This is a genomic window from Croceivirga sp. JEA036 (genome assembly GCF_011882165.1).
Lineage (GTDB): Bacteria > Bacteroidota > Bacteroidia > Flavobacteriales > Flavobacteriaceae > Croceivirga.
This window is the reverse complement of the sequence record NZ_JAATON010000001.1, coordinates 514,324-531,859: the sequence shown is the minus strand read 5'-3', so window position 1 is coordinate 531,859 and position 17,536 is coordinate 514,324. Positions and strand designations below refer to the sequence as shown.

13 protein-coding genes are annotated in these 17,536 nt (G+C 36.4%); 4 read left to right on the top strand and 9 right to left on the bottom strand.

The window, feature by feature from the left end; all coding sequences use genetic code 11:
• Positions 1–51: 51 nt before the first annotated feature.
• The 5 genes from HCO57_RS02005 to HCO57_RS01985 are packed head-to-tail and all read right to left on the bottom strand — an operon-like array spanning position 52 to position 4,921.
• Complete coding sequence (locus tag HCO57_RS02005) at positions 52–534, bottom strand: ABC transporter ATPase (protein WP_167987615.1); 483 nt, start codon at positions 532–534, stop codon at positions 52–54.
• Between the two features lies 1 nt (position 535).
• A complete protein-coding gene (locus tag HCO57_RS02000) occupies positions 536–1,321 on the bottom strand; it encodes a (Fe-S)-binding protein (RefSeq protein WP_167987614.1) in 786 nt (261 codons plus the stop codon).
• A gap of 10 nt (positions 1,322–1,331) precedes the next feature.
• Complete coding sequence (locus tag HCO57_RS01995; protein WP_167987613.1) at positions 1,332–2,660, bottom strand: (Fe-S)-binding protein; 1,329 nt, start codon at positions 2,658–2,660, stop codon at positions 1,332–1,334.
• 3 nt (positions 2,661–2,663) lie between these two features.
• The gene (locus tag HCO57_RS01990) at positions 2,664–3,635 is read right to left on the bottom strand and encodes an MlaD family protein (protein WP_167987612.1); all 972 of its coding nucleotides are present in this window, start codon (positions 3,633–3,635) and stop codon (positions 2,664–2,666) included.
• Positions 3,636–3,688: 53 nt separating this feature from the next.
• The gene (locus tag HCO57_RS01985) at positions 3,689–4,921 is read right to left on the bottom strand and encodes an N-acetylmuramoyl-L-alanine amidase (protein ID WP_167987611.1); all 1,233 of its coding nucleotides are present in this window, start codon (positions 4,919–4,921) and stop codon (positions 3,689–3,691) included.
• Positions 4,922–5,052: 131 nt separating this feature from the next.
• Here HCO57_RS01985 and HCO57_RS01980 point away from each other — a divergent pair, with 131 nt between their 5' ends.
• Positions 5,053–7,776, top strand: a complete 2,724-nt coding sequence (locus HCO57_RS01980; protein ID WP_167987610.1) for a putative LPS assembly protein LptD — start codon at positions 5,053–5,055, stop codon at positions 7,774–7,776.
• Positions 7,777–7,863: 87 nt separating this feature from the next.
• Entirely contained in the window at positions 7,864–8,244 is a 381-nt protein-coding gene (locus HCO57_RS01975; RefSeq protein ID WP_167987609.1) for a RidA family protein, read from the top strand.
• Here the strand turns inward: HCO57_RS01975 and HCO57_RS01970 are convergent.
• The 4 genes from HCO57_RS01970 to HCO57_RS01955 all read right to left on the bottom strand — a co-directional run bounded on the left by HCO57_RS01970 (position 8,237) and on the right by HCO57_RS01955 (position 15,713).
• On the bottom strand, positions 8,237–9,088 hold the full coding sequence (locus HCO57_RS01970; RefSeq protein ID WP_136951806.1) for an N-acetylglucosamine kinase: 852 nt from the start codon (positions 9,086–9,088) through the stop codon (positions 8,237–8,239). The two genes, HCO57_RS01975 and HCO57_RS01970, sit on opposite strands and share 8 nt — an antisense overlap.
• Before the next feature lie 57 nt (positions 9,089–9,145).
• On the bottom strand, positions 9,146–10,147 hold the full coding sequence (gene gap / locus HCO57_RS01965; protein ID WP_167987608.1) for a type I glyceraldehyde-3-phosphate dehydrogenase: 1,002 nt from the start codon (positions 10,145–10,147) through the stop codon (positions 9,146–9,148).
• A 15-nt stretch (positions 10,148–10,162) separates the two neighbouring features.
• Positions 10,163–11,149, bottom strand: a complete 987-nt coding sequence (gene pfkA, locus HCO57_RS01960) for a 6-phosphofructokinase (RefSeq protein WP_136951808.1) — start codon at positions 11,147–11,149, stop codon at positions 10,163–10,165.
• 133 nt (positions 11,150–11,282) lie between these two features.
• Positions 11,283–15,713, bottom strand: a complete 4,431-nt coding sequence (locus HCO57_RS01955; RefSeq protein ID WP_167987607.1) for a translocation/assembly module TamB domain-containing protein — start codon at positions 15,711–15,713, stop codon at positions 11,283–11,285.
• Between the two features lie 84 nt (positions 15,714–15,797).
• Here HCO57_RS01955 and tsaD point away from each other — a divergent pair, with 84 nt between their 5' ends.
• Both tsaD and HCO57_RS01945 read left to right on the top strand, forming a co-directional pair.
• Positions 15,798–16,820 (top strand): tRNA (adenosine(37)-N6)-threonylcarbamoyltransferase complex transferase subunit TsaD, encoded by a 1,023-nt coding sequence (gene tsaD, locus HCO57_RS01950; RefSeq protein ID WP_167987606.1) that lies wholly within the window; start codon positions 15,798–15,800, stop codon positions 16,818–16,820.
• 8 nt (positions 16,821–16,828) lie between these two features.
• Positions 16,829–17,533, top strand: a complete 705-nt coding sequence (locus HCO57_RS01945) for a 16S rRNA (uracil(1498)-N(3))-methyltransferase (RefSeq protein ID WP_167987605.1) — start codon at positions 16,829–16,831, stop codon at positions 17,531–17,533.
• Positions 17,534–17,536 lie beyond the last annotated feature (3 nt).

The following is a 17,536-nucleotide window of genomic DNA, read 5'->3' as shown; positions in this document are numbered from 1 at the left end:
ACCGATGAAACTAAGGAAAAACTGATAAAATTTATGAAAAATTAATGCATACTACATAAAACGTGCATGCCAACTTTCTGATGCAGGCACTTCCCAATGTTCTAGAAATTCCGCCTTTGTAGCCACTAAATTGTTAAATACTACCGTATTTTTAGAAACCGCTTTTTGCTTCGCCATTTTTCTAAAATCTGCTAAGGGTTTGTAGGCTATGTATTCTCCTTGCTTGTAAGAAACGTTCATCTTATCTAGCAAATCTATTTGATATTCTTTTTCTAAAGCTTGTATAAAATGCACAGATGCATCAATAGAACAACCAGAAGCAGCATTAGCGGCTTGGTCAAGGCCAATAACAATAAATCTATTATAAGGCATGGTAAATCCAGCTTTCAATTCGGCACCATGTGCAGTCCATTGCGTTAAAAAAGCTTCGGTTTTAGCCTTTATTTCAGAAAGTTCGTTGTCTGTTATCGTCCGGTTACATTGATAAATCCACACTCGCGCCTCATCTGGCAAAGATTCAAAATCTACTAACATACTAAAGCGAATTGGCTAAAAGTTCTGCAACGTCTAAAACCGTAACACTGTCTTCTTTTTCATGTGCTTTAATACCATCTGTCATCATAGTATTACAATAAGGACAACCTGTTGCAATAATATTAGGATTTGTTTCTAAAGCATCCTTCGTACGCATCACATTAATATCCATATCCCCTTTTTCTGGTTCTTTGAACATTTGTGCACCACCAGCACCACAACATAAAGCACCATTTTTATTGCGCTTCATCTCTACCAACTCTGCGTTGGTTTTTCCTAATACACTTCTTGGTGCATCAAAAACTTGATTGGCCCTACCTAAGTAACAAGGATCATGAAAAGTAATACGTTTTCCTTTGTATTCTTGCCCCGTTATGGTTAAACGGCCCTTATCTATCAACTCTTTTAGGTACTGCGTATGATGGATAACATCATACTTCCCACCTAGACTAGGATATTCATTTTTAAAGGTATTGTAAGAATGTGGATCACAGGTGACAATTCGCTTTATCTCGTACCCATTTAATACTTCAATATTCATCATGGCTTGCATTTGAAACAAAAATTCGTTCCCTGCACGCTTAGCTACATCTCCTGTAGAACTTTCTTCTGGGCCCAAAACGGCGAAATCTACCTCGGCTTTATTTAATAACTTAACAAATGCTCTTGTTATTTTTTTGGCTCTATCATCATAACTACCGGCAGAACCTACCCAAAATAAAATCTCTGGCTGTTTACCTTCAGCCATGAATTGTTCCAGGGTTTTTACCTTAAGCTGCTCACTCATAATACTACATTTATTCGTTTACCCAATTTAAACGGTCCATTTGATTGTAAGGCCAAGGAGCTCCGTTGTTCTCGATATTAGACATCATATTATTCAGCTCCGTAGGTGCGGCAGATTGTTCCATTACCAGATACCTACGCATTTCTACAATAATAGATAACGGGTCAATACTTACCGGGCAGGCTTGTACACAGGCATTACACGTAGTACATGCCCAAAGTTCTTCTTTAGTAATGTAATCATCTAACAATTGTTTGCCATCTGGCACAAAGGTTCCTTTGTTGGCATCTATATTTTTACCCACCTCTTCTAAACGGTCACGGGTATCCATCATTATTTTTCTTGGGCTTAATTTTTTTCCGGTTTGATTTGCCGGGCATTCTGATGTGCACCTTCCACACTCCGTACAAGTGTACGCGTTCATTAATTGCACCCAATTTAAATCCATCACGTCAGAGGCACCAAATTTACCAGGCTCAGCAGCATCGTCACCACCAGCATCTGCTGCAAATGGGTCTGCGTTTGGATCCATCATTAACTTTACCTCCTTGGTTACTGCTTCTAAATTATCAAACTGACCTTGTGGCTTTACTCTACCATAAAAAGTATTTGGAAAGGCTAATAAAATGTGTAAATGCTTGGAATAATAAAGGTAATTTAGAAAGAATAATATTCCTAGGATATGTATCCACCAAGCGCCACGTTCTATAGCTATTAGCGTACCTTCTGACATTCCTTGAAATATAGGCGCTAAAAATTGACTTATTGGAAATGAACCAGCTTCTACATAATGTTCAGCACCCATCTGTTGTAATTGGTAGTCTGCACCATTCATGGTTAAGAATAGTACCATTAACACCAATTCTATGTATAGAATAAGGTTACCATCCTTTTTTGGCCAACCTTCCATTTCTGGCTTTAAAAATCTTTTTAAACGAATTACGTTTCGTCTAAGCCAAAAAATTACAACCGCAACAATGACCAAAAAGGCTAAAATCTCAAAAGACCCGATTAAAAAGTCATAAGCACCACCCAAAAAAGCAAATAGCCTATGTGTACCTAGTAAACCATCTAGGATGATTTCTAAAACTTCTATATTAATGATAATAAAGCCTACATAGACAATTATATGTAGAATACCAGCTATTGGTCTTACCACCATTTTGGTTTGACCTAGAGCTATCCGAGCCATGTTCTTCCAACGCTGCGCGGAATCCCCGCTTACATCAGCGTCGTGACCAAGTTTAATGTTTCTAATTAATTTACGAACATTGTTGTAGAAAAACCAGACCCCAAAACCAAGGGCTAAGGCAAATAAAATATTAGGTATGTACTGCATAGTTTAGTTAATCTTCTTCTTCTCTGCAGCAGGATCATCTTCTGGCAACTCGTACTCTTTTTGCTTTTTTCCAAAAACGGATACATTTACATAACGTTTTGGATTCAGACGAAAATCCTGCAATAATAAGTCCAGTTCTCTAGAGGCATCAGATAAGTTATTGTACAACTCATCATTTTTTGCCATTTTGCCTAGAGTTCCTTCTCCATTTTCAATATTGGCCAGCAATATATTTAAATTTTTGACAGTATTTTGCAATTCTTTAACAGTTTTTGCTAATCCTGCATTAGAAAGTGAGTCTGATAATTTGGAAAAGTTGCTAGTTATGTGGTCTATATTTTTAATAGAATTATCTAACTGCCCTTTATTTTGGTCTAGCAGTTGATCTAATTTGTTGGCACTACCTTGGAAAGATGCTACCAATTGGTTTAAACCCACAATAGTTTGCTGCAATTGTTTTTTGGTAGGGTCATCTAAAATTTCATTAATATTAGTAAGTAGAGAATCCGCTCCAGAGACCGCTCCTTCTACCTTCATCTGTAAGGGGGTTAATTTTTGCTGTACTAATTCTGTTAAACCAGGTTTAGAGGCTGCGTTTAAAGTATCTCCAGATTTGGCGCGTGGAGCATTATCAAAAGTGGGTATAATTTGTAAGCCTTTACCGCCTATAATACCAGTATCAAAAAGCTCTACTTTACTATTATTAGAGAAGTCAAAATCATTGTTAACATTAAAAGTTACCAATAATTTACCGCTTTCGTCTTTAAACTTAATATTGGTAACACTACCCACTACCAAGCCATTAAGCATAACTTGAGTTCCATTTTGTAAACCGCCTACGTGGTCATAAACGGCGTAAAAAGTGCGCGAATTATCAAAAACTGAGGAGGATTTTAAGTAGCTAAATCCCATTACAACGGCAAGAATTCCTAAAAGGACTAAAATACCCGTCTTTACTTCCCTAGATAATTTCAAAAGATATCTTTTTCGGTTCTAAACAAAATTAGCAATAAATTTTTAAGGATAACCTACTCTTTTGACACAGTTTTTAACGCTTCTGCCATGGTTATACGTGTACCATTCTTATAAGCTACAATATAAGATGTGGTGTAGCCTTTAGCATCCGCATTGGATTTCAACAATTTAGCCTTTAAGTAAGAAGGTGTACTACCATACATATAACGATACATGTTTTTAACTGGTTCCTTAGATAATTCTGATAAACCTTTAAAATTCTCGGCTTTTAGAGGAATTACCTTAGAACTGGCCATTAATTGCACTTTAAAAGTCACCCCTTCTACAGCAACTTCTTCCGTTGCCTTTGGTTGATCTACAACCGCTTCTGGCTCCTTTGGTGTTGACACCACTTCTTTTTTAGGCGGGGTAATTTCATTAACCTCTGGTTGTTTTGTACTTGTTACAATTTCCTCATTAGCTTTTTCTATAGGTTGTTCTATTATGGGGGTAACCTCTTCTAAACTACTATCCACACCATTTTTATAATTTAATACGGCTTTGGCGATAGCACTACCCATCAACTTTTTACCCTTATCACTATTTAAAAAAGCTCCTTCACTTTTATTAGTCAGAAATCCAGTTTCTACTAAAACACTTGGCATAAATGTCTGGTGCAAAACAATAAAACCAGCTTGTTTCACCTTTCTGTCTTTACGTTTTAATTGATTTACAAAATTGTCTTGTAAAAGTTTAGCTAACGCGATGCTTTGTTCTAAAAATTCTTCTTGCATCACAGTCATACCTATAACAGACTCGGGAGAATTAATATCGTATTTATCATAGGTTTGCTCATAATTATCTTCTAGATAGATTACGGAGTTCTCCTTTTTAGCTACCTCAAAATTCTGCTTATTGGCATGCAATCCTAAGACAAAGGTACCTGCACCATGGGCGTCTGATGTATGAGAATCACAATGTACAGAAACAAATAAATCTGCATTTGCCCTATTTGCAATTTGTCCTCGTTCATATAAATTAACAAAGGTATCATCTTTCCTAGTGTAAATTACCTTTATATCTGGATGCTGAGAGAGAATACGCCCAGTTTCTAACACAATATCTAAAGCTATATTTTTTTCCAAATATCCGTTACCAAGATTGCCAGGGTCATGCCCTCCATGCCCCGCATCTAAAACTATAATAAACTTATCGTCATTTTGTTTTTCGGTATTATTTTTGCGGAATGAAAAAAGTAATAAAACAAATCCGAAGACTATGGTAAAAACTAACCGGTTTCTATTCATAAGAATACTCGTTTTTTAATATCCCTTAGAGGTTAAATTTATGGTAACACCTCCTCATCAGAATAAAAAATATATGTAAGTTTGACTTCCAAAAATTAAGCCAAACTTCGACAAAAATAGGATTAATCATCTTGCAAACAAATAAACACCCGCTACTTTTCTTTATTCTGCTTGCGTTTGTCGGCATCTTTGCAAAGGCTCAGGAATTGCCTATTGTACCCTTACCAATTAAGAGTACACAAGACTCTATTACCGCCCCCTTATTACCACCTAATATTTTAAATGATTCTATTTTGGTGGTAGATACGCTTGCCCTAGATTCTACCAACAATAAAAAGCCTTTACTGTTAGATGTAATTGAGTACAAGGCAAAAGATTACGTAAAACTGAGTCAGAAAGACCAAAAAATATACCTCTATAATGAGGCTGAAATCTATTACCAAGACACCGAATTAAAAGCTGGTATTATTGTAATGGATTACATAAAAAACGAAGTTTATGCTGGTAGAATTAAAGATAGCACCGGTGTCTACACCCAAAACCCCTATTTTAAGCAAGGAGAAAACGTAGTTATTCCAGATTCTATCCGTTTTAATTTTGACACCCAAAAAGCATTAATTTGGAACTCTAGAACCGAACAGCAAGCGGGGCTGGGTTCTATAGGTAGCGATGCTATGAAAGTACTAGCAGCCATCACTAAAAAAGAAAATGATTCTGTTTACTTTTTAAAAGATGGTAAAATGACAACCGCTAAAGATACTGTTGACCCAGATTACTATATAAAAATTAGTAAAGCAAAGTTTGTCCCTGGCAAAAAAATAATTGCAGGGTTTAGTAACATGTATCTGGTAGATGTACCCACACCAATTGCATTACCATTTGCTTATTTTCCCTTGACGAGTGGCCGTTCTGCTGGTTTAATTTTCCCTACGTTCACACAAGACCCCAACCGAGGTTTCTCTTTACAAAATGGAGGATATTACTTGCCTATTAGCGATTATGCAGATATTAGCATGATGGGCGATTTCTTTACTAATGGTAGTTATGGCATACGCATGCAATCCATGTACGCCAAAAGATATCGGTTTAGGGGAAATATAAATTTTAGATTTGAGAATCAAATTACCAGTCAAAAGGGGTTTAGTGATTATAGCCGGAGTACTTTATACAATTTACAAATTTCGCATTCACAAGATGCAAAGGCCAATCCTAATTCCAGATTTTCAGCTTCTGTAAACCTAGGTAGTAGTCAATATTACACCAATTCTTTTAACCAAATCAATATACAGAATACTCAAAATAACAATTTATCCTCTTCCATAACTTATAGCAAGACATTTCCAGAATATCCTTCTGTAAATGTAAATTTAACGGCATCTCACAATCAAAATACCAGAAGTCAAGAGGTCAATTTAACCTTACCCACCCTACAAGCAAGTATGGAACGTATTTTTCCTTTTGCGAAGCGCGATGGCATAAAAAAAGGGATTATACAGAATGTAAATTTTCAATACAATGTAAGAGCAGAGAACCGAATTAGGACAACAGATTCCTTGATGTTTAGACCAGGAATGTTTGATGATGCACGGGTTGGAGCAAGACACACGCTACCCATAAGCACCAACTTTAAAGTAGCGAAGTACTTTAGCGTTACCGTTGGTGGTAATTATGAAGATGTTTGGTCTCTAGAAACCTACCAAAGAGGTTTAGACCCAGAGAATCCTGACAGTAATACAGAAGTAGTTCTGGATACTATTTCTGGTTTTGACCGTTACAACAGATACGGTTTATCTGCCAGTGTAGGAACTACACTATACGGCACCTTCAATTTTGGCGAAGACAAGAAAATACAAGCCATTCGCCATGTAGTTAGACCCCAGATTGGTTGGGCCTATACGCCATCTTTTGAACAATTTTATGATTCTTACACCGACAATAATGGTGAAGAAGTATTGTACAGTAGATTTGAAGGTACATTAAATGGTGCACCCAGTTTAAATAAAGCAAACTCTGTTACTTTTTCTTTGCAGAATACCTTAGAAGCTAAAGTAAGAGATAAAGACAGTACTAAATTAGAGCCCAAGAAAATTCCAATCCTTAGCAATTTAAATTTTTCTACGTCTTATAATTTTGAGGCCGATAGTTTAAAATTAGCTCCGGTGAGCCTTAATGGAGGCACCTCTTTTTTAGACAAAAAATTGACCTTAAATTTTTCTGGTAGCTTGGACCCATATACCATTGATAATAATGGAAGAAGGATAAATACCTTAAACGTTAAAAATGGGGGTAGTTTATTTAGACTTACCCGCGCTTCATTAAATATGCGCTATTCTATAAGTAGTGATATGTTTGGCAAGGATAGAAAAAAAGATGACGAAGATGACCCTGCAGAAGAAGCTAGCGATTACTACCGTGCAGCCAGTGGTGGTAGAACAGATGATTTATTCGGTGCTGGTTTTGATCAAAGCAGGTACCAACAAAAAGAAACCGATGGTGATATAGAAAATCCTGTGTATGGCACTAAAATTCCTTGGGATTTTAGTTTGCAATTTGCTGCGGGTTACTTAAACTCAAACCGTCAAAATCAATTTAATACTGCGTCTTTAATGTTTAGTGGCAATGTACAGCTGGCTCCCCGCTGGGATTTAGGCGTATCTTCTGGATACGACTTTGTAGGCAAGGGATTTGCTCAAACACAATTTAGATTCTCTAGACAATTAAAAAGTTTTGATCTTAGGTTTAATTGGGTGCCTTTTGGCAGTAATGAACGATGGGATTTCTTTATTGGTATTAGTAGCTCTATCCTTAGCGACCTTAAATATGATAAGCGTAGCCAGCGCGTGCTACGTAGGTAGCACACCACAACAATAAAATTAACCTGGTAATTTTTTATTCCAATGTGTTGTACTTACTTTTAATAGCAATATACAACATGACAAAGCATGAAAAAAATTATCAATACGCCCAATGCCCCAGCACCTATAGGCCCTTACAACCAAGCTACATTAATTAAAGACACGCTTTACGTTTCTGGACAAATACCTATTGACCCTAAAACTGGAGAATTGATTTCTGGTGATATACAGGCGGAAACAAAACAATCTATGGAAAATTTAAAAGCCATTCTTGCTGCTGCAGATATGACTTTTGAGCATGTAGTAAAGGCCACTATATTCATAAAAGACATGCATCAATTTACACAAATTAATGAAGTGTATGGCAATTACTTTAATCCAGATACTGCTCCTGCAAGGGAAACAGTAGAGGTAGCGAACTTACCCAAGTTCGTTAATGTAGAGATTTCTTTGATTGCTGTTAAATAGTACTGCGGTGAAATTCCACCAGGCCATCAATAGGGCGTCTTCTAACGACGCCTTTAATTAGGTCATTTCGCTCTAAAACAGTTGTCAATTCTTCTTCTAAAAAGTGCGAAATGCTACCTACAAAGTGGATTGGTACTTTTGTAGCCAACTCAAACTGCATAATATTGTTATTTACAAACTGCTGCAGTCCTTTATCTATAACACCTTTGCAGTATGGATGCTCCTTGTTTTCTATAATAAAACGAGCAAATGTTGCTAAGTAGGTATTTGGATTGGGTTGTTTGTATAAATGCTCTTTAATATGATCCGCCTCTAAATTGTATTCTTTAGCGAATTTTATGCCCAAATCTTGCGGCATTTTATGGTAATAATAGTCTCGCAACAACTTTCTGCCAAAAAAGTTACCACTACCATCGTCCATTAATATATAACCAAGAGCTGTTACTTTCTGGAACAGTTGGTGACCATCGTAATAGCTACAGTTAGAACCTGTACCTAGAATACATACAATACCCTGTTCCCCTATTTTTGTAGTAGCATAGATAGCTGCGTAAGTATCTTCTCTTACATCTGCTTTTGCTTGCGGAAAGAAGTCTTTAAAGATATCTCTTAAAAAGGTCTTCATACGTTCTGTTCCACAACCTGCACCATAAAAATGTAACTGAGTAACCTTATCCCTGTTCTTAGCCAATTCAAAATTATTAGCCAAACGGTCCCAAATTACTTCTCTAGTTAACACTTCTGGACTAAGCCCTAATGTTTGGGTCATGAACAGTTGTTCCCCATTGCTATCCAATGCAATCCAATCAGATTTGGTTGCACCACTATCTACAATTAGTATCATATGAGAAAAAGTATTCCTAAAAACGGATAAAATCCGTTTTTAGGAATAGGTTTAAATTTATAAACTGTTTACGTGCAACATTAAATCGCACATCTTGTTAGAGAAACCAGCTTCGTTGTCGTACCAAGAAATCAACTTGAAGAATTTTGAATTCAGCTCAATACCCGCACCAGCATCAAACGTACTCGTGTGAATATCTGAAACAAAATCTTGAGACACTACATCTTCTTCTGTATATCCTAAAATACCTTTAAGTTCTCCTTCAGAAGCTGCTTTAAAAGCCTTTTTAATTTCTTCGTAAGAGGTTTCTTTTACCGTTTTAACGGTTAAATCGACTACAGAAACGTCTGCCGTTGGCACCCTAAATGCCATACCCGTAAGCTTTCCATCTAATTCTGGAATTACTTTACCTACCGCTTTTGCTGCACCTGTAGAAGCAGGTATAATATTTAACAACGCGGAACGACCACCTCTATAGTCTTTTCTAGAAGGACCATCTACCGTTAATTGCGTAGCAGTAGTAGCGTGTACAGTAGTCATCAAAGCCTCTTCTATACCAAAGTTATCATTTACAACCTTAGCTAAAGGTGCTAAACAGTTTGTAGTACAAGATGCATTAGAAACAATCTTATCTGATGCTTTAACCTCTTTATGGTTAACCCCCATTACAAACATAGGAGCATCTTTAGAAGGCGCAGAAATAACTACTTTTTTTGCACCACCATCTATATGGTATTGTGCAGTTTCTAAGGTGGTAAAGATACCTGTACATTCTGCAACAACTTCTGCACCAGCCTCGTCCCACTTTAACCCTTTAGGATCTTTCTCTGCTGTAATTCTGATTGTATTACCGTTTACAACTAAGTTCCCATCTTTAACTTCTACTTCACCGTCAAATTTACCGTGAACAGAGTCATATTTCAACAAATAGGCTAGGTGCTCTACATCTAACAAATCGTTGATTGCAACAACCTGTATGTCACCTCTTTTAACGGTAGCTCTAAAAACTAATCTACCGATTCTACCAAATCCGTTTATACCAATTTTAACTTTTGCCATGTTTATGTATTTATATTATGTTGTCATTATATCAGAAACTCGTATAAGTTCCTCGTCTATTGCCGTATGTGCTTTAATTGCTTCGCTGATAGGAGTTAAAATTAACTTATTATCACGGATACCTACCATATAATTGGTTTTACCTTCTACAAGAGATTCTACTGCCTTTACCCCCATTCTACTTGCCAAAACCCTATCAAAACAGGTAGGATTACCACCACGTTGCATGTGCCCTAATACAGAAACACGTACATCATAAATAGGTAAATGCTCTTCTACATACTCCTTAAGCTCAAAAACATTTTTACCTGTCTTATCACCTTCTGCAACAATTACAATACTAGAAGATTTACCAGAAGCCTTACTACGCTTAAGCGATTCTAACAAACGCTCTAAACCTAAGTTTTGTTCAGGAATTAAGATTTCTTCTGCTCCAGCACCTACACCAGCATTTAAGGCTATGTGGCCCACGTCTCTACCCATTACTTCTACAAAGAATAAGCGATTATGGCTACTTGCAGTGTCTCTAATCTTATCTATAGCTTCTACAACGGTATTAATAGCAGTATCAAAGCCTAGTGTGTATGTAGTTCCTAGAATATCATTATCTATGGTTCCAGGAATACCAATCACCGGAAAATTAAATTCGTCGTTAAGTTTTAGCGCCCCAGTAAAGCTTCCATTACCCCCAATAACCACAACAGCATCTATGTTGTTTTTCATAAGTTGGGCGTGCGCTTTTTTTCTACCCTCTGGGGTACGGAACTCCTCACAACGTGCAGATTTAAGGATGGTTCCTCCTTTATTAATTATGTTATTTACACTACGGGCATTCATTTCTTTGAAATCCCCTTCTATCATTCCTTGATACCCCCTGTAAATTGCAACGCATTCCAATTTCATGAAGGCGCAGGTTCTTACAACGGAGCGGATTGCTGCATTCATACCTGGGGAATCACCACCAGAAGTAAGCACAGCGATTTTGTTGATTTTATCGGCCATTTTAAAAATTGAAAGACCAAAACTAGCAAACTTCAATAAAGTAAAAAAGGACTAACCACCCTAAATTATCAAGAATATGTTTTTCAAACGATTTCGTTGAAAATTAATCACATTTTCTTAAAATTATTATGAATTATTTATTGGAAACAGCCGATTTTGTTCGGAATTTGATGAGTCCATTTTCTCCCAAAGTTCCTTCTTGATTTGGTTGTTCTGGTTGTGGTGCTTCTTCTGGTTTTTTCTGAAATATTTTTTGCATTAATTCTCTAAACGTATTAAAATCTACCTGATAAGACAAGCCAACTCCCTGTGTATAGCCCTGTACATCTGATAGAAACTGATAGATCTCGTTTTCTCTATTAAATATCTTAGCACTAAGCGTTCCTTCTTCATTTAACAAAAATTGAACTTCCACATTACCAGCAACTACAGTTTCTGAAACACCGCTTACAGGCACCCCAACTTTACCATTCACCAACACACGGTCAGATATTTTTGTAGTTACAGATAGCCCTATCCTATCTTCTGTATCTATACCCGCATTAATATCTTGATAACCTTGCTCGTAAGACAAACCAAAATTTAGTTTATCATTACTACTCCCTAAAACAGAATTTAAGATACCCGAAGCTGTCTGTATTAGATTCCCTGTTACTGCTTGCTGATTTATGCCAAAACTTTCGTTCACAAAAGAACCTTGTGCCATTAAAGAAAAAGCATTGTTACGTTCAATTGTTGGATCCTGCAACTTATATTCCAATTCCGATTTTACTACGGAGTTGGTCCCAGGAAAATCAATATTAAAATCAATATTCGGATTCTCCAACTCGCCCGTTAGGCTTACCAAAACTTCCGTAGGTATGTTACGTGTATACCCTGCTCCATCTAATAGAGGAGCTGGATTGGCATTTAACGCATAAATTGCCTCTAAACTCAATACAGCAGCTAAGGGATCTTGTTCCCACCTAATGGTCCCACCAGGCTTCACACTAAAACGTTTATCTATGAGTCCGCCATATTTGTAATGATATTCACCTGTAACCACAACAAATTCCCCATACATATTAAATTTACCATTGGTGTTAATCTCCATCAGTAAAAGACCTTCTCCTGTACCTCTTAGCAAACTTCCATTTTGTTGGTCTACAATAATTTCAACTTCCGCATCTGGTGTCACCGCCAAATCGAACATCATTTCTATACCCTGAAAATCACTTATAGCCTTATCTTGCTCTACCCGTTTACCATTATTTTCTTCTATAAAATTGATAAAGGAATAATCCCCAACACTTGTGACATCACTCAACGGAATTTTTAAAACAGTACCTCTTGCGGTAGCGCCATCAAACTCAATATTTAAGGCATTGGTAGGACCGTAAATACTTCCTTTACCATTTACAAAACCCGTACCGTAATACAAGGCGTCTTCTTCAAAATCTGTATTTAGAATCAGTAGGCGGTCACCATTGGTATCCACGTTTAGGTCTAAAGTCCAATCTGCAAATTCTTTATGGCTAATTGTACCATTTAGTGTGCCTTTTGTGTTCTCCGCTACATCTGTTAATTGTATATCTTCAAAAGCAAAGGATTGGTTAAACAGCCGCACCCTAGAAAGGGGTGCAAAATTATAATCTACGTTTAATTCTTTTATGCCTAACCCTGCATCCGTTAGGGTTAATAAACCATTAATATCTGGGTTGTTAATATTCCCTGTTATGCGAGCATCTCCACTGACTTCTCCTCTAATATTACTGATAACATCTTCGCCCAAAGGAGCAAAAGGCTTTAAATCAAAATTGTTGAGGGAAGCTAAAAGTTCTAGCGTGGTTTCTTTTTTAGAATTGAACAATTTTCCATTAATCCCTAAAACCTCTTGTCCATCCTTGTTTATCCAAGAATTAACCCCAAATTCTGTTAGATTATTATTCCCAAAAATAACCAAATCCACATCTCCTAGCACATAATTATTTACGGCAAAATCTTGAATTTCCATACTCGAAGATGGTAAATACTTGTTGTTCTTCTGTAGAATATTTAGAAAGCCATTGACTTTGCCATCTAAACGCAAACTATCAATATTGGGCGTAATTTTATTTAGAGACACTATTTTAAACTGCAACTCTAAATCTTTGTAGGTAGAATCCGCAAGTTCTCCACGCAATCTAATTTGTTCATCATTGTTATTATTCATTACAATCTCTTGAATCTGGATACTATCCAAAGAATTATTTACAATGACTTTATTTTTTTGATTCCCCTCTTTATTTAGAATCCATTTATTACCCTTAAAGCTAACATCTGACGTTTTTAGACCTATTACAGACTTATTTTCTTTATTAAAGGTGTGATAAAAGTTCAGGTTATAACTGTCGTCATATTCACTTCCACCTTTAAACTCTGTTCTAAAAAATAACGTATCTTTTAAAGTTGTGTTGATTAAACTAAAATCTTTAATGTCATAATAATTGGTAGCCAAATCATCTACCGCTAAGAATGTATTGTACAGTGGATTTTTATTATCAATCTTAAGTTCCACATTGGTCAACTCGTTTTTATAAGCCTCTATAAATGGAGATTTAAATGTTAGTTTAAAATCGCCTTCATCGGCAACGATTTTTCCTCTGATATAAGTATCCGGACCAAACGCCACTTCTGGAAAAAAAACATCAACAATTTTATTATAAATTCTAAAGTTAAAATCTATTTTTTGACCTTCAGAAATCTCAAACGGTTTGTAATTAGTGTAGATGCTACCAACAGAATTCTGTACCAGCTTACCTAACTCTTTAATTTTAAAATCGCCCCGCATATAACCTGTGATAATATCTGGCGATTCTATCTCTATGTTTCGGATGCCTTCAGAATCTTTGGATGACGAGATAGCAAAATCATCAAAATAATAGGTGTCATTAGCATTTTGATAGCTGGTACTTCTAAATTTAATATCGCCTATCAAATTATCTAAGTCGTTCCCCGTAATATCCATGTTTACTTCTCCCTTAAAAATAGATACGCTATCCTTAATAAAGTTCAGTTTTTTAAAATCCGCGTAGTCAACAGCGGCAATAAAATTAAAATTGTTTTGCTCCTCACTTAAATCTGCCAACCCTTTAAAGCTAAACTGCAGGTTCTCATCTTTACCCACCAAACTACCATCAAAAAGTTCTTCTTTAAAAATACCAGACATTTTAATGTTGTTGTACTCGTAATTGTTAAAGACGATACTATATATTTCTCCTATAGCCTCTGTATTTAAATAATCTGCAGTAAAGCCACGACCTTCTACGTTTACATCTAAGGAAGTTTTACCTAGTGATGGATTTTCTAAAAAAGAACCCAAATCAAAATCTATTAAAGAAATAAACCCACGATAACTAGCATCATCTATCTGGTCTATATTGGTCATCTGTAAATCTGAATAACTACTACCAATAGCTGTGGTCAGGTTTATTTGTGCATCTACAGAAGTTTCTGTTACCTCTGCATTACCACGTACGGTAAATTGACCAAATTTTTGAAATGAAGAAGGTATAGTCTCGCCCAGAATTTTTGGCAGTAAAGCCCGTAATTGATAATAACTAGAGCTTACATCATCCATCTTAGCGGTCATCTTAAAGGGCTCCATGTCGTTAAACATATTTTTAAAGACAAAATCTCCTCTAATGCCTGTATTATCAGAAAACAATAATAAATCTTTTACACCAAGCTCATTTAATACGCCATCAAAATTTGCCGTGAAGGTGGCTGTCTTATTTTGCCCAAATTCATTAAAATACCTATTAAGCTCGTTAAAAGCAACGGTAGATTCTTTAAAAGATGCCGCTAACTGTACTTTGTTTATAAAATCCTGAAAATCTTCTCTTTTATAAATAAAAGCCAATTCTCCATGTAAATCAGACTCCGGAGTTTTAATCAATAGTGAATCAAATTGCATCCGTTCTTTAGTATACCTAAAATTGGTTTGCATTTGTTGCATGCGAATCCCTTTCTCCGTATCAAAATTCAAATCGCCAATGGCAACATCTACCTCTGGCCCTAGAATTTGAAATGCTGTAGCCGCCAGGTTTAGATTAAAAAAATTTAAAATGCCTTTTTGTTCTAAATTATCATCTACCAACTTATACCTACTATTTTGCAAATTGATAGCTTCTGCAGACATATAAAAGGGTGGTGTGCCAGGAGGTCTTGGTTTACCATCATCTAGCTTTTCTACAAATACCTCTAGATTGGTTTTAGATTCTCCCTCATAAGTATGCATTTTAAAATAAAGCCCATCTACATCTATAGTTCCAAACTCTAATCTGCTTTTAAATAGATTACGGGCGCTAAGCACAGATGTAGAAAGTTCTTTTACATGTATTAAGGTGTCTTTTTTATAATCTTCTACATACACACCTTTGAGTGCTGCGTTTAGAGTAAAGGGAGAAAACTTAAGTTTATCTATGTTAATATTGGTTCCAAACTCTTTATTAATTTGCTCAGTAGCATATTGTGCTAATTTGGTTTGTACTATCGGCAAAGAAAACACTACGGTAGTTAGTACCCCCACCAATAAGATGACCAATAAAAGTCGGATAAGTATTTTTCTAAGTTTTTTGATAGGTCCTAAGCGTTTATCTTTGTATGAACAAATTTTATTCCAAAGCCAGTGGACAATTCTAAAAAATACATACTAGCCATAGAATCTTCTTGTGATGACACATCTGCAGCCGTTTTGTGCAACAATACGGTGCTGAGCAATGTCATAGCCAACCAAGAGATACATGAGCAATATGGTGGTGTTGTACCTGAGTTGGCCTCAAGGGCGCACCAACAAAATATTGTACCTGTGGTACACCAAGCTTTGGTTAAAGCAAATATCGATAAAAAACAGCTATCTGCCATAGCTTTTACTAAAGGTCCAGGACTTTTAGGATCTTTATTGGTTGGCACCTCTTTTGCCAAGTCTTTAGCCCTTGGTTTAGACATTCCGTTAATAGAGGTTAACCACATGCAAGCCCATATTTTAGCTCATTTTATTAAAGACGATGCTCAAAAAGAACCTCCTTTTCCTTTTCTTGCCATGACAATTAGCGGTGGGCATACCCAAATTGTTTTGGTCAAAGACCATTTTACAATGGAGGTTTTAGGTGAAACACTAGATGATGCTGTTGGCGAAGCTTTTGACAAAAGTGCGAAGCTTTTAGGATTGCCATACCCTGGAGGTCCTTTGATAGATAAATATGCTAAAGAGGGTAATCCGTTACGATTTGAGTTTCCAAAACCTAAGGTAGAAGGGCTAAATTTTAGCTTCAGTGGCTTAAAAACGAGTATTCTTTATTTTATACAACGAAACACCCAAAAGAACCCCAATTTTATAAAAGAAAATTTAGCTGATATCTGCGCCTCAATACAGCATACTATTATTGCTATTTTAATGCAAAAATTGAATAGGGCTGTGAAAGAAACCGGAGTAAAACACGTAGCCATAGGTGGCGGTGTAGCTGCCAATTCTGGGATACGAGCAAAACTTAAAGAGGCGGAAGAAACCAAAGGATGGCAAACTTACATCCCAAAATTTGCGTATTGCACAGATAATGCAGGGATGATTGGCATAGTAGGCTATTTAAAATTTTTAAAAGGGGAATTTGCAGAACAAAATGTTGCTGCTCAGGCCCGCTATAAAATCTAATTATAGTCATGCAGTTGTTTTACAATTCAGAAATTGACGCTAATAGAGATACTTTTACGTTTGACAAAGACGAAAGCAAACATATTGCACGTGTACTTCGGAAAAAGGAGGGCGACCTTTTACACATTACCAACGGTAAAGGTGCGTTGTTTACAGCAACTATAACGCTTGCAGACCAAAAACGTTGCGAGGTAGCGATAACAAAGGTAGAACAGCACGCAGCACGTAAATATCATTTACATTTAGCAGTTGCCCCCACTAAAATGAACGAACGTTTTGAATGGTTCCTAGAAAAGGCAACGGAGATTGGCGTCACAGAGATAACCCCTATTCTCTGCCACCACTCGGAACGAAAAGTAATAAAACCAGAACGTTTTGAAAAAGTATTGCAGTCCGCAATGAAACAGTCTTTACAGACCTATTTACCAAAATTAAATCCACTAACACCACTTACTGATTTTATTGCTACGCATGAATCCACTCAAAAGTTTATAGCCCATTGTGAGGAGTGGGATAAAAAAGAACTAAAAGACCTAGCTAAACCTAATTGTTCTAGCACAATTCTTATTGGACCAGAGGGCGATTTTTCTCCTGAAGAAATAGAACAATCCTTAAAAAATGGTTACAAAGCAGTGGCACTTGGCAAAAATCGTTTACGCACAGAAACTGCTGCAATTTTTACGGCAGCAACCATGGCATTACTTAATAATTAGCCA

Coding starts and splice junctions, on each gene's coding strand:
- HCO57_RS02005 (WP_167987615.1), bottom strand. CDS start 534: ATGTTAGTAGATTTTGAATCTTTGCCAGATGAGGCGCGAGTGTGGATT.
- HCO57_RS02000 (WP_167987614.1), bottom strand. CDS start 1,321: ATGAGTGAGCAGCTTAAGGTAAAAACCCTGGAACAATTCATGGCTGAA.
- HCO57_RS01995 (WP_167987613.1), bottom strand. CDS start 2,660: ATGCAGTACATACCTAATATTTTATTTGCCTTAGCCCTTGGTTTTGGG.
- HCO57_RS01985 (WP_167987611.1), bottom strand. CDS start 4,921: ATGAATAGAAACCGGTTAGTTTTTACCATAGTCTTCGGATTTGTTTTA.
- HCO57_RS01975 (WP_167987609.1), top strand. CDS start 7,864: ATGAAAAAAATTATCAATACGCCCAATGCCCCAGCACCTATAGGCCCT.
- HCO57_RS01970 (WP_136951806.1), bottom strand. CDS start 9,088: ATGATACTAATTGTAGATAGTGGTGCAACCAAATCTGATTGGATTGCA.
- gap (WP_167987608.1), bottom strand. CDS start 10,147: ATGGCAAAAGTTAAAATTGGTATAAACGGATTTGGTAGAATCGGTAGA.
- pfkA (WP_136951808.1), bottom strand. CDS start 11,149: ATGGCCGATAAAATCAACAAAATCGCTGTGCTTACTTCTGGTGGTGAT.
- HCO57_RS01945 (WP_167987605.1), top strand. CDS start 16,829: ATGCAGTTGTTTTACAATTCAGAAATTGACGCTAATAGAGATACTTTT.